Here is a 13,235-nt window from a genome sequence, read left to right as displayed (position 1 = left end):
GAACGCTCACGTTGAGAATTGGCGGGCCAAGCCTCGAAGCTTATGACTACGCCACAGGTGTTAAACTGTCTCGGAAACCGAAATGCTAGCTCGACTATCCTTTGGTGCTTTTGCTTACTCCTGAAGCACCAAATCTTCGAAACGCTTGGCTCCGGCTTCAGGAAGGGTTGCGAAACGGATTCCATCCAGACCAATTTCATCTCTTAGTTTTGCCAGCTGCTTCAGGTCGTAGCCAGAGTCTTGAGGAACGACCAACAGAGCCTCGGGTACAAGCCTCCTAAGGAGCCACAGGTAGCCAAGCGTGTTTATTGCGAACTGTCTTTCTACTCTTGTCCTGTGCGCGTTTATTTCGACCGCTACTTTGGGCTTCCCGTCAACTTCGATGACGTAGTCAGGATACAATGAACCCAGGCTTCTTCCGTCTTTTAGCTCGGCATTGTCGGACCCGAACATCTTGGGTCCGTATTGCCTGAGGAAAGAGAAAACAGATTGGTCAAAAATCTGCGCGCGTTGAGGAGAGGATAGTTTTGAAAGATTTGCATCCGAGTGTTTTTCCGCTCGCTCCTGTCGGAGCCGGTCGAACTCGGCTTTTAACTGCACTTGTCTCATTTGTCCGCCGAAGACTTGGGGCGCAAGTCTTTCAGCAGTGGTTGGATCCAGTTCTTCTATTTTCATTAAAAACATGACCAGGGTCATACCTAGCCAAGCTGGTCTCTCTTTTTCTACGTCAGGAAATCTCTTTTTTAACCACTTGTATGCTTCGAGAGGGTTCCGCAGGGTATGAGCACGCTTCCCTCTTAGTTCCGCTACCGAATTCAGAACTTCCGAAGATGTGCGAAGGTCATATTTTATTGGGTTTTCGACCGCTTCTGCCAGGGCCTGACCAAAGTCTATCCAATTTTCTCTTTTTGCCACGTCTTCGAGGCCGTTGCTTTTTCGCATCGGTAAATTCACCATTATTGTGCGTCGGCAACAATCAGTTGCAGTGAGTAACGCTGATATTGTAGGGAGTACCCTATGAAAATTGACAGTAGAGCAGAAATTCCCGCGCGCCAAGCTTGGCGAAGAGGGCAAAAAAAGAAGTCCCATTTCTTGTCCGCAAGAAAAGCACGGGGCGTGATCCAGACTGAAAGTGGATTGGAAGCAAGTTTTGCTTTTGGTTGCGACCTGCATCCGAAGGTTAAAGCTATCAGGCCGCAACCCTGCACTTTCGATCTGAAATCAGGTCGTGTTTATCCAACAAAAGCGGAGCTCATCACCAAGTTCAAGGGAACGGGATACAAGCCAAAACCCTACACTCCTGATTTTGAAGTCATTTGTTTTGATGGTCGGAGGCTCTTCGTGGAAGTGCGGCACTCTAGATTGTTGAAGCACAATGAAAGCACATTGCTACTGCCAAATATCTTTAGAAGCCTCGGTTTAGAGCTTTTGATCCTCACCGATCAATTTCTTGCCAGAGATTTGGTGCACAATATCCGATCTCTACATCCCTACATTCAGAGGTCTCCGACTAACGAGTTCCTTCGCAATCTGTCTTCAATTGAACCCGAAACATTCCAGCTGGAATTTCTTCTGAAAGAACTGGGCTGTAGCCAGATCGACGTACTAAGTTCAATCGTATTGGGCCACATCTCAGTTGATCTTAGAGCAGGCATGCTCCGACCCAAATCTGTCGGACGACTAGCCCACGGCCAAAAGTCTCATCTGGAGGTCTTTCCACTGTGACGCAGCAAGGCCCCAGCTATGTCGGATGGAATGTTCTCATCGGAACAGAAGCTTTCGTGGTCAAGGAGGTTGATCATTACCGAGACCACGTTTTGCTTCAGGATGAAGGAGGGACATACAAAGAAATTACCAACGAAGAGTTTAGGACGCTCTATTCTCTCGGTGTGGTAAACAGCCCGCATGTTCACGGTACGACTTCCAAAAGGCTGGGTACACCAGAGGAAAACAACGAAACGTACTTTCGAGAACTGATCCTTGTCAGAGTAACTGAGCTACAAAGGCAAGGATACTCGTGGGCTAAGATTAGAAACAAATTGGCAGGTGAGCTCGCTGCGCATCCGCTTCACGTGAGTCGGAAGAAACCATTTCCGACTGTAAGGACCATTCAGCATTGGCGCACCCAGTACCTTATTTCTGGAAAAGCAGGTCTACGATCCAAAACAAGTAACTCCGGCAACCGTACTCCGAGGCATAATCCGGAGTTCCGGGAGGTCGTTTTGGATCTTTTGGAAGAACATTTTCTTAACAATGACCTAAAGACTATCTCTTGGATTGCTCGGCAAGCCGAGCGGCTGTACCGAAGGCAATGCAAATCCGCAGGCAAAGTGCCCGGCCCATGCGGGAGAAAAAGCGTTGAATCAATCGTTTATAGCCTGCCGCATGCCGGACTCCTAAAACGCCGTCTGGGGGACGAAGAGGCAAATAGGCGCTATCTTATGGCGCTGGAGTACCAAAGAGTATCAACCCCGCTCGAAAGGGTGGAATTGGATTGCACGACGCTCGATGTTTGGTGCGTCGATGATGATGGAAACCCAATTGGGCGTCCCTACATTTGCGTAGCTATCGACTGCGCAACTGGCGTTATTCTTGGGATGCAACTCAGCTGGAGCCGTCCTGACACCGCGTTGGTTTCTCGAACTGTAAAGGAAATCTTGGAGCCCAAAACACCAGCATTTTTCATGATGCACGGTATCGAGAATGATTTTCAGACAATTGGCACTCCTCAGCTGTTGATTACAGACCAGGGCAGTGAAAACAGCGGTGACGTCTTCCATACGATCATCGATTGTTCGAGCCTGGAATGGCGCAAGATGATCCCAGGTCGACCGGATAAAAAACCGTTCATCGAACGTTTCTTCTTGGAGTTGAGCCGGTTTGTCACGCAATTTCCTGGTGCTTCGCAAACGTCTCTCATCGGCCCGAGAGATCGGACTGACAAGGCCCAAAAAGAGGCCTGCCTGACTTTGCAAGATATTGAAACACGCCTGCAAAAATGGCGCTACGATGTGTACTTACGCATGCCCAGGCGGCGCGTACAACACGTGCTCCGAACACGGGATTGTCCGATGCAATCTTGGAAGAGGGCTTCCCAAGAGTGTTTTGTACCAATGCCCCCAGATCCCTACGAACTCAGAGAGATGTTTATGGTTAAGGCCGCGACGAGAACTGTGCAACGGTACGGTATTTCCTACGGCGGAGTGACGTACCATAGCGCTGAACTTGCCAACTACTTGAAAATGGTCGGTGTGCCTGCGTCGGTCGAAATTCGCGTTGACCCGAATGATATTCGAGAAATTGCGGTTCTGGATCGCCTGAATAATGGGCATTTCTTCGTTCCTGCAAAGTATGAAGAGTGCCCGGCTCTATCCTTCGATGAGTTGGCGAGACTGCGAAAGAAAACTTTCACGGCGGAAGACGAAGAGCTTCAAGAAAAGGCGCTGATCTCTGCGATGGCTCTGCACCTTTATGAAGAAGAACCAAAGGCAAAGACAAAGACCGCAAAGTCCAGGGAGAAGGCCGCCAAAGAGGAGCGAAGACAGGAAATCTTCGCCCAATCCAAGAGAGTCATGGATAAGCACGGGCATTCAGAGCCCGCGTACAGGGCGGAAAAACCCAAGTTTGATTTGCCCAGCAAATTGCCAAGTTTTGTCTCCAAAGGAGGGTGTCCGTAATGACAGAGCGAGTGTTTGAAGTCCTCGACCGGACAATTGAACATCCAAGCTATGTGGTTGCAAAAGACCAATTGGTTGAAGCCGTCTCCATTTCTCGCAAGTTGAACGGCGCCGCTATTTTCTTGTCTGGGCCTACACGTTGCGGAAAGACGCAACTCTTGAATGACGTTCAAATTGAACTCGGGCAGTCACCCGATCTCAGCAGTGACCTGCTTGAGTATTCTGGTTTGGGCGGAGCGAGTGATTTTGTCATCGGAAGTATTCCGACCAAACCAAACAGTAAGACACTGCTTACAGCGATGCTGGAAGCCGTCGGCGTTAAAGCGGGACCAAATCAAAGCGCACATGATCTACAGGCCCGTTTGTGTTTCGCAGTGCGTGAAAAAGGTATTCGCACAATCGCGTTGGATGAATGTAGCCACTGCGCCGAACGAGGTGCTCATCTGTCAAAACGTGGCGCCACCGACCATTTCAAATGGCTAATCGATCAAACAGGGGTCACGTTGATCCTCGCCGGGTTGCCTAAGTTTCAGGTGCTCATTGATGAAAACGAGCAATTGAGGGATAGAACGCTGTCGACCATCGAGCTGTTTCCTTATGCTTGGTCGAATGGCGCCGATGCTACAAGCTTTGCCGCAGCGTTCTCTGAAGCTCTATGCAACATGCAAGCCGCCGGTGGCCAGTTTGACTTTGATTTTGAGGAACTGGTGGTCAGATTATACGGCGTAACGGGAGGTCGCGTTGGAATGCTCGTGCGCATCCTCCAAGTGGCTGCTCTCAAGATGAAGTCGAAGACGCTGACATCCAAGATTATCTCGGACAGCGCAATTCAGTTAACGCAACAGAGCCTAAACGCTGATTACTTTTTTGGGGAGGAAGCACCTCAGAAAATCGACCTTGTTCGATCCTACATTCAAGTCATGCAGGACGCTGGCTTGGATGTGACCCCAGAGTCACTCATTGACCTGGAGGCGTTAGAGGCCGCATGACATCGAAACGCTCCGACTTCCTGCGACCAGAAAATTCGGAAAGCTTGTTGGGCTATTTTAGGCGATTAGGGCGAGCAAAAGCACACTACTTTACGTCGGACTTCTTGACAGAACTTGGCAATCGATACGGGCGTCGATTGGTTGATGATATCGCAGCCATTGAAGAGGAGTTGGGAGTTCCACCCGGGACACTTGAACGTCTCGCACCTAGCTCGCCACCGAAAGATTCTAGTCGAGACTGGCAATACGAACGTCTTCACTCTGACCCAGTTTGCCCCCAATGCCTGGCGGAAAAGAAACCGTATCAAGCGCATTGGCGGCACTCCCTGGTAACTGCGTGTCATGAACATCGATTGAGGCTGGTTGATGTTTGTCCAAACTGTTCGGAGAGATTGACACCAAAGGTAGGTGGCTATCGTTTGTGCAGTTGTGGGTTTGCCCTTGATAAACTGCCGCAATACCAAGCTTCAGAACACGAATGCGATATTGCATCCGCAATCTCAGGCACCGGTTCATTGGTCCCCCATGCAAAAACCGGAACTACGCCCCCGAGCAACATTGGTAAGTTCATTCATTTTCTAGCCTCTGGGTTTCAAGCTAGCCGCACAGGCAAGTCCGGAAAAACGAAGATCCCGAAAACTGTTGAAGACGCGGTTCGACTAATGGCGCCGGTCGAACTCCTTTTGGCAAACTGGCCGCACGGTTTCGAAGACTACGTGAAAGAGCTGCTTAATGAAGGCGATCCCGCTGCGACTTCCGCTCCCGAGCGGCTTGGCAACTGGTATCAGCGCCTAATGCGGTTTCGAGAACCTGAATACGATGTGTTTAAGGACGCAGTGGCTCGTGTGATCGAGAAAGAATTCAGTGGCTTCCATCCGGGTCATTTGGCGTCTACTTCATCGAGAGAGTGGTTGCCCGCAACGGAAGCGGCGCGACAACTCGGAATTTCTGCACAGCGTCTCGTTGCGGCAGTCCAGAAAAAAGAGATCGCTGGTAAGATCAGTCAACGCGGATTTGGACATAATCAAACAGTCGTTCCCAGGTTCGAAGTTCTCAACATTGCAGCAGATCGTCGGCGTTTCTGGAGCGCGGCAGAAACATGTGACTATCTGGGAGTTGGACGTACACAATTCCAATTTCTCAAAGAACTTGGTGTGGTCGGCGAAGTCCCAGTTTCAGATCGGCCACCGCTCGTGGATGGCCGGTTCTACTCGAATTCTGTAGAGGATCTTGTCCTCAAGATAAGAGCATCGGCCACCGAAGTGACGGGAGAGGCAGTTTTGTTCAAAGAGCTTACGCTTAATCGAACAACCGACAAGACGGCGCTGAAGAAACTCATTCGTCTCATTTGTGAAGGTTCTGTCGCTGCTGCATTGGAAGATCAGGATGTCCGATTCGGTGATTTCAGGTTCCAGAAATCTGCTGTTGAAGAACTTCTCAGATCAGAACGGCACTCGTTGGACTGGACTGCAAATGATGTCGCGAAGTTAACGGGCTGGAAGGCCCAGGCTGTAACTCACTGGTGCAAGCTGGGCCTGCTCGGTTCTCGCACCGTTCCGCATGGACCAAGCGAGTCTTTCCTGGTCAAACCGCAGCAGCTTGCGATCTTTCAAAGCGAGTACATGCCCGTTGCGACACTGGCTAGGTCGAGAGGAACAACGTCCCGAAAGCTCCTGTCTGATTTTGAGAGCAAAGGGATTGAGACCCATGGTGCGCAAATTGAAGGTAAGACGACGCGAGGGCACTTAGTAAAACTAAGTGACCTGGCTTCGTTGCTGTCTGAGGCCGCCTAGTGGTCGACCGCGCTATCCGAAAAATGACTGAATGCGCTGCCAAATTACGGGTTCGTGGTTGCGTGGCGGCATACCAGGCCCTCTCTGGTCAAGTCGCGGCGCTAGAGACCTCGAAGTGGGTATTCACCACACGCAACAAGTGCTCATAATCGCCCTGGACGGCGTCCTCCAGAAAGGTCTGAATTCTGGCTTGCTCAGCTCCGGCACGTTCGGCTGCGGTCTGGCAGCGTGCCAGCACTTCAAATGCATTGGCGTTTGCTCTGGGCAGGTCGATGGTCGCTAGTTTTTTCATGTCAAATCCTTACTTAGAATACCGGGCAACCATTGCAGGTCGAAATTAATCTCAGGTATAAGAATTCCGGATTTTGCCCCCGATCCAGAGACTGTTCTAGATTTAACATAAGTCGCGATTATGGAGCGTTTTCGCTCTCGTCAGCCAACCACCGCTGCACGAGAAAAACGGCCAGTCGTGAGTACACTTTCAGTGGTTACCTTGAGCCCAAGGTACAAAATGTTTCACCGGACACTAAGGTCAGCTATGCGCAGAAAGCAGACTTTGCAAAGTCCGGTTGACCACATTGTCCACCAAAGGCGACAGTTCTGCTTCGCGACTGGGCTATACATAGCCCTCAAAGCGTATTGTTTGCGGGACTTCAGTTGCACCGTTTTCCTGAGCGAGTAGGGCGCGTGCTGACGAAAAGGTAGCAAGCGCAAAAAGAACAAGAAGGGCCTTTATCATCGTAGCGCCTCGGATCCGGGTTTTGAACTTGGGCCGGGGTTCACAAATGATCGCCCCGGCCAGCGTCAGGGCAAACGAGGTAGTTCTTGCCCTGAAACATCGTACTTTCGCCTAATTTAGAAGATCACCGACGATGCCGACGGCATCGACCACGGTAGACAGGTCATTCGTAACTTCGAGGACTTCGCCATCGACCAGAATGTAGCGGTTTCCTTTGCCCGGCTCCCCAAGCTTCCATTTGGAAAGGTCCCCAATATCCTCGAACTCCAGGTCAGATGGGAGCTTGGCACCGCGCGTGTAGCGCTTGATCTGTCCAGGTGGTACAGCTTCTGGGCCTTTGCCGGGTTTGTCTTCTATCTGAATGCTGACATCACCGTTCTTGCCCCCCTTGTTCGGCTTTTTACCCTTGTTGTCTTTGGCATGGGCATCGCTGCCTCCAAGGATGAAAAACACAACTGCTAAGGCTGCAAGAATTCCGTATGCAATCTTCATAGATTGTTCCTTTGCTTCCCAACTTCATTCGACCGGCGTTGAAAATTCCGGCACGCGCTTGATCTCTCTTAGTTGCCCTTTGGCACACCCCTTAGTGACTGCCTTCACCCCGCATTAGAAAACGATCCGGGTTCTTAGACCGAACAGGGTAATCCGGTCCTGATCGGGATTTAGAAGCGGGTGGGAAATGAATTGTACCGATGGCGTGATCTGCAGTCCGGGTGAGATTGAAAAGCGGTAGAAAGCTTCAAGCGTGAACTGATCGCCATCTATGCCTCTTGCTTCGGCCCAGTTTAGGCCCAGACCGGCCAAATCGGTGTTGCGACCATAGTAACCGAGACCGGCAGAAATCGACCGTTCATAAAGCGCTGCGGTTCCCTTCGAGGCCCCTGCACGGAAGAACGGCATCCATTTATTGTCAACAAACCATGCGGCGGAAAACGCTGCGCCGTAATCTTCTGCTCGACTGCCATCGTCAGCCGCATCCGCATGCCAGAGGGTCAGATGGATATTGTCGAAGTAGATGCGATCAAAGCCGGACGTGTACCCAAGTTCGAGCGACTTGAAGAGATTGCCGTCGCTAAACACATCAAAGTTTGGATCGGACGGGTCGGCGTTTGCGTCTGATACGCTGGCAACGGCGTAGAGGTTCTCGCTCAGCTTTACCCCACCGGCAATACCAAGGCCTTGGTTGGGCGTGTTGATTGTCGGGTTGGTATTGAAAGACAGGTTTTGAAAACCACTGTAGGGGCTTACCAACCCGTAGATATCCACAAAGTCCGTTACATCAATCTGGCCGACTTGCAGCGCCCACGACCCATTCTCAGCCCTTTGGGTCCAGAACAAATTGGTCAGAAGCAAACCGTTGTCATTGAAGGCTGTTCCCGTGATTGAAAGGGCTCCGCCATCCAGCCCGAGAAATTGCGGAGCAACGTCAGTATAACTGTGCCTGTCTTCGATCTTGAATGTCAGAGACCCCCGTTCAGTTGCCTGCCAACTGCCGTAGAACCGCGCAATTCCGCTGGCTGCTTCGCCGGTTCCCAGATCAGCATCCGTGGTTTGGCCCAATGCCAGGTAGTCAATGTTGAACCGAAAACCACCCTCAGCCAGTCGGTCTTTCCACTGAAACCAACCCGGTGCGATGTTGCGTGGAAAATCGGAACGATATTGCGGATCGGTGAGCCCGTCTCCGGGCGCAAGATCGGCTTCGACTGAAGATGGCCCGGATAGTCCCTGAGCCGACGCTGCGCCAGCAAATGCAATGCTCAATGCGGCAACCAGAAGTCTTATCATTTTGACGCCTGTGCCCCACCGGTCTTGCGATTTCCTGCCGCGCGGATGCGATCAGCAGCACGCTGCTTCCATTCCAACCTGTCTGCCTCGGTTTCCAGAGTTTCGACACGTTCCGCCTCTAGCTGGAAAGTCGCATTCATAGGCATGAGGCCATCCACAACCATCATATTATGAACGGAAGGATCGATAGTCAGCGTGCCTGTCAGCCGAACGGGTTCGTGGAAATAGCTAGGCGCCCAGTCCCCGTTCAACCGCACACGGATCATCTGGTTAGGCGGAGGTGGAGGCATGTGGCTGCACATCCCTCTTTCTGGCACCAAATACGCCACAGGCCGGCCGTCCGGATCGCTTGGAGCAGGAATGGCAAAGCCCGCGAGTGTGATTGTTCTGCCGTCGAATTGCGGGTTTCCGCTCGTTCCAGCCTTTCTTCGACGTTCAGTCACAACCTCGCGCTGATCGAGTAACCAGTCGACGTCAATTCCGTCTGACACCAAGGCGTCTTCGGTCTCTGCTAAAAGCAATTGCCATTTCTGCCGTTCTTCGGCGCTGCCAACCTCCTGCTGCAACCTGCCGCGTATACGCACAACGAAAAGAACATCGTCGAACTGTTCGGGGCTGAGTTCACGATAGGGGTCATCAAAGACCTGCGCAGACGGATCTGGCAGATCTGCCCAGTCCAACGCGGTTCCAGGCGTCGCCGCAGCATCATAACCGCACAAAACCAACCCTGCGAATACTGCGGAGCAAAACCAATTTCGCATGAATGCTCTCCGGCTGCTTTATCTGGTCAATCCAGTGTGTTTTTGTAGATCACACCGTCCTTCATGATCAGGCGGATTGTTTCCGGGCTGTCCGGCCTCGGGTCCGCACCGAACCACTGATCGCCTGTTCCAACGACAGAGAAGTCTTCGAGGGGGTTGCCGTCTATCAGCAGGATGTCGGCATAGGCGCCTTCTTCGATCACACCCAGTTTGCCATCCGGATAGGGGTTCATGAAATCACCGCTAAGTGCCGCGATCTCGCCACCTACCGAAGTTAGGGTTACCATCGACGCATAGGGGCCGAAGAAATGGTTATTCAGATGTTTCTCGTAGGCGATCTGGATGTTGCACGCTTCGACCGAGCCGACGCAATCGGTTTGGAAACCGCGCGGCGCCGGGCATTCCTTCATACTTGGAATGTAGGCTTCGAAGGTCGCCGAGGCCGATTTGGCCTTCCTCAAACTGTTGGGGTTGTTTTTCACGGAAGGAACATCAAGTAGGCCTGGATCAAATGCTGTGATGTTCGTCGTGATGTACGCTCCTTTTTCTTTCATCAAAGCAGAAATCTCGCAGTCAAAGTGAAATCCGTGTTCAATGGTTCTGACCCCTGCATTCAGGGCATTGATGATCGCTTCTTTGCGGTAGGAATGTGCCATGACATAGGTGCCGTACTCGTTGGCAACCTGAACAGCGGCCTCGATCTCTTCTTTCGAACCGGCGAGCAACTGCCATGGATCGAATGCCGAAATCACCCCACCTGATTGCATGAACTTCAATTGCGTGGCACCCATGCGCAGGTTGTTGCGGCCATACATGTAAATTTCGTCAACACCGTTGACCTGTTGGGCCATATTCAGAGTCCCAAAGTTGGTCACCCCACCCGGCGGAGATGTGAAGGATGCGAAATCGGCGTGACCACCACGTGTTCCGAGAAATGCCCCGGAAGGATAAAAGCGGGGGCCGACGATCTGGCCGGCGTCAATTGCGCGCCGCAGCCCGCCCCCAGCGCCCCCGGCATCGCGAACGGTCGTGAAGCCCTGCATCAGGTACATTTCGGCCATCCGGGTCCCGTGGATGGCGAAATCCTCCCAGGTCGAGTTGGTTTCCATCTCGGCAATCGATGGCCCCATGAGCATCAGGTGCGCGTGATTCTCTATAAAGCCCGGTGTCAGAGTGCGCCCACCGCCGTCGATAACCGTCGCGCTCGGCGCATCAATGGCATCGGTTGAGACGGACTTGATCAGATTGCCCTCGACCAGAACACTGGCATTTTCAATGCGTTGCTCATTCACACCGTCGAAGACATGCACGTTGGTAAACAGCGTTTGGGGTTCTTCTTGATCCTGAGCCTGCGCGGTCGCCGAAAAAGAAAGAACTGCCGCGACAATTGCCGTCGAGCAAAGAGACATTCGTAAGCCGGACATAAGTACTCCCTTCATATTCATGTTTTGCCAACTATAGTCTGGAATTCATTGGCTCGGTTGCCCCTTTTGAATTAAGATGTACGAATGTGACTGCAAAAATGGCCACTTCTTAAAGCTAATCCAACAAGGGTTATGAGCTTGCCTTTCAACTCCACCTCCCGAGAGCATAGCGAGGGCTTTGTTCGCCTCTCTTTAGCCGCTCCCTTTCTGCAATATCTCACCGAACGTAAGATCAATCCGCAACCAGCATTGGATCAGGTCGGCTTGAAAGCTGAACTGATGACTAACCCATCCGTGTTCGTTCACTCCGAGTTGGTTTACGGCTTGGTAAATGCTTTCTCAGAAGTATCAGGGGATCGATACCTAGGACTGAATGTAGGGGAAGCGTTTGACCTGCAAGAGTGGCCGCCCTTCGCTCAAGCCTTGCAATCTACAAAAACGCTGTTCGAGTTTTTTACCCGCTTTGTTGAGCTCGTGCCGCAGGAGTCCAATTCTGTGCGGCACAGCCTTGTCATTGAAGCAGACAAAGCGACTTATCGTATCGAGAGGCAACAGGAACCAACCGTCCCACCCATTCAGGTGACCGGTTTTGGTGCCGCAATCTATGTACGCCTATTGCAGACCGTCGTCGGAGAGTCCTGGGACTCTTCCCGTGTGCGATGGGAAAGCAGATACATCAATGGGCTGCCTATCGACTACAAAGGGATCGAGGTTGGCCTTGGAACCGATCCCGGAATGCAAATTAGTTTTCCTGTGGAATGGTTGTTTTTGCACCATGTCTCTGACGGCTCTGCCAAGCCGATGGCCTCACCGCGACAAGATGAAGAAGTAACTGTGGTGGCTGCTTTGCGCTCTGTGTTGCGCGGCAAACTGGATGAACCCGATTTGGGGCCGGAGATGGTGGCCGAGTTGCTGGGAATACAGCCGGAACGGTTCCTGAAAGCGCTTCATCAACAAGGCACAACGTTACCGCGCGAAATCAAACGGCTGCGTATCGATGTCGCCAAGGAGCACCTCAAACAAAACCAGATGACAATTGCAGAGATCGGACTGATGCTCGGCTATTCTGACAAGTCCCATTTCACTCGCTTTTTCCGAGGTCAGACCGGAATGACACCGACCAAGTTCCGAAGCAAGTAAATGTGGTCGAGCCAAATGAACGCTTCGAAGATTAGGTCCTCGTGGGATCAGTTCGGAGAAGTTGTAGTGCGACGTTGAACAGGTTAGTCGACGACATGAATGGTTGGTTGCCACCGCCGATACAACCTCTGCAACTGGCCGTTTCGTTGTGTATTTCGGAGTTAGCAAAGCTTGGTTGCGAAGGTCCGCTTCGGGCTGACTGCGGCCTATCGCAAAATTTCAAAAAACCGGCGACACTTACCCTTCCTAGACCTGCTTTGGGGCGAGTTCTCCCCACTCATCAGCGCTCATGCTTTTCCGCGCTAACCCATCCTCTGAGGCGAACTGCGCTGCTTTGAGGAGGAGAAAGGCCACGGTGATGGCGTCTAGCTCGCAGCGGTTCTCGAATTCTTCGGTCGTCTCATTGGGCCCTTTTTCTGACATTCCCATTCCCCTCTGTATCTGACGCTTTCGGGCAATTGGCTAACTTTGCATAATACTTCATCGCCCTCAGAAAGCCAGTTCTCGGGCGTGCGAGCGCTTCTTCAGGAGAGGCTCTAATTCTGCAAACAAGCTCGTCTTCCAGCGCGAGTAGTTTGCGATGGTGCAGAAGGACAGGAGACCGGCTCCGGTACTCTTCATTGCTCGTTTTGCTGGGTGTCATCTGGCGACACATCGTGCTCATTGTCAGACGTTGCTTCAATCTCCTGTACAGCCAACTCGGCAATTTTTTGAACCAGATACCAAACGCTGCTGCGGCGTGTGTGCCCCTTAATCCAGCCGGTCACATCCTGAGCCGGGATGTCGAGATATGGGGCTTCATCTTCGAATACTCGGACCTTGTAGTCAGAAATATCTGCAAGCCCGGACATGTTTCCTGCATGGGCTTCCGCGATTGGAGTATGGTTTACATAAACAACAACTCTAAGCATTTTCGTCCTTCCTATT

12 protein-coding genes are annotated in these 13,235 nt (G+C 51.9%); 5 read left to right on the top strand and 7 right to left on the bottom strand.

Going from position 1 to position 13,235, the window contains the following annotated elements; genetic code table 11:
* Positions 1-114: 114 nt before the first annotated feature.
* Positions 115-942 carry a hypothetical protein gene (locus tag ACR3E6_RS04305; RefSeq protein ID WP_171105899.1) on the bottom strand — a complete coding sequence of 276 codons (828 nt, stop codon included), beginning with the start codon at positions 940-942 and terminating at the stop codon, positions 115-117.
* Positions 943-1,017: 75 nt separating this feature from the next.
* Between ACR3E6_RS04305 and ACR3E6_RS04300 the strand changes: the two genes are divergently transcribed.
* Genes ACR3E6_RS04300 through ACR3E6_RS04285 form a run of 4 tightly spaced genes read left to right on the top strand, consistent with a single transcriptional unit; the run spans position 1,018 to position 6,459 of the window.
* The gene (locus ACR3E6_RS04300) at positions 1,018-1,725 is read left to right on the top strand and encodes a hypothetical protein (RefSeq protein ID WP_171105897.1); all 708 of its coding nucleotides are present in this window, start codon (positions 1,018-1,020) and stop codon (positions 1,723-1,725) included.
* The gene (locus ACR3E6_RS04295; RefSeq protein ID WP_171105895.1) at positions 1,722-3,677 is read left to right on the top strand and encodes a Mu transposase C-terminal domain-containing protein; all 1,956 of its coding nucleotides are present in this window, start codon (positions 1,722-1,724) and stop codon (positions 3,675-3,677) included. The genes ACR3E6_RS04300 and ACR3E6_RS04295 overlap by 4 nt, the downstream gene beginning before the upstream one ends.
* Positions 3,677-4,666, top strand: coding sequence for an ATP-binding protein (locus ACR3E6_RS04290; RefSeq protein WP_170657933.1), 990 nt, complete (start codon positions 3,677-3,679; stop codon positions 4,664-4,666). Before ACR3E6_RS04295 ends, ACR3E6_RS04290 begins: the two co-directional genes overlap by 1 nt.
* A complete protein-coding gene (locus ACR3E6_RS04285) occupies positions 4,663-6,459 on the top strand; it encodes a TniQ family protein (RefSeq protein WP_171105893.1) in 1,797 nt (598 codons plus the stop codon). The genes ACR3E6_RS04290 and ACR3E6_RS04285 overlap by 4 nt, the downstream gene beginning before the upstream one ends.
* Positions 6,460-6,547: 88 nt before the next feature.
* On the opposite strand, the gene ACR3E6_RS04280 is transcribed toward ACR3E6_RS04285, so the two are convergent.
* The 5 genes from ACR3E6_RS04280 to ACR3E6_RS04260 form a co-directional block, all read right to left on the bottom strand.
* Positions 6,548-6,751 (bottom strand): hypothetical protein, encoded by a 204-nt coding sequence (locus tag ACR3E6_RS04280; protein WP_170657931.1) that lies wholly within the window; start codon positions 6,749-6,751, stop codon positions 6,548-6,550.
* Positions 6,752-7,309: 558 nt separating this feature from the next.
* A complete protein-coding gene (locus tag ACR3E6_RS04275) occupies positions 7,310-7,690 on the bottom strand; it encodes a hypothetical protein (protein ID WP_171105891.1) in 381 nt (126 codons plus the stop codon).
* A gap of 114 nt (positions 7,691-7,804) precedes the next feature.
* Positions 7,805-8,983: a carbohydrate porin gene (locus ACR3E6_RS04270; protein WP_171105889.1), complete on the bottom strand. Its 1,179-nt coding sequence runs from the start codon at positions 8,981-8,983 to the stop codon at positions 7,805-7,807.
* Positions 8,980-9,744, bottom strand: coding sequence for a DUF3299 domain-containing protein (locus ACR3E6_RS04265; RefSeq protein ID WP_170337125.1), 765 nt, complete (start codon positions 9,742-9,744; stop codon positions 8,980-8,982). The genes ACR3E6_RS04270 and ACR3E6_RS04265 overlap by 4 nt, the downstream gene beginning before the upstream one ends.
* A gap of 26 nt (positions 9,745-9,770) precedes the next feature.
* Positions 9,771-11,183: an amidohydrolase family protein gene (locus ACR3E6_RS04260; protein WP_480485998.1), complete on the bottom strand. Its 1,413-nt coding sequence runs from the start codon at positions 11,181-11,183 to the stop codon at positions 9,771-9,773.
* Positions 11,184-11,300: 117 nt separating this feature from the next.
* Between ACR3E6_RS04260 and ACR3E6_RS04255 the strand changes: the two genes are divergently transcribed.
* Positions 11,301-12,308 carry an AraC family transcriptional regulator gene (locus ACR3E6_RS04255; protein ID WP_170755644.1) on the top strand — a complete coding sequence of 336 codons (1,008 nt, stop codon included), beginning with the start codon at positions 11,301-11,303 and terminating at the stop codon, positions 12,306-12,308.
* Between the two features lie 617 nt (positions 12,309-12,925).
* Here ACR3E6_RS04255 and ACR3E6_RS04250 read toward each other — a convergent pair.
* Positions 12,926-13,219 carry a hypothetical protein gene (locus ACR3E6_RS04250; RefSeq protein ID WP_171105884.1) on the bottom strand — a complete coding sequence of 98 codons (294 nt, stop codon included), beginning with the start codon at positions 13,217-13,219 and terminating at the stop codon, positions 12,926-12,928.
* Between the last annotated feature and the right edge of the window lie 16 nt (positions 13,220-13,235).

Source organism: Ruegeria sp. AL3, assembly GCF_056536065.1.
Note: the sequence above shows the minus strand (reverse complement) of the source record. Positions and strands in the feature narration are given on the sequence as shown.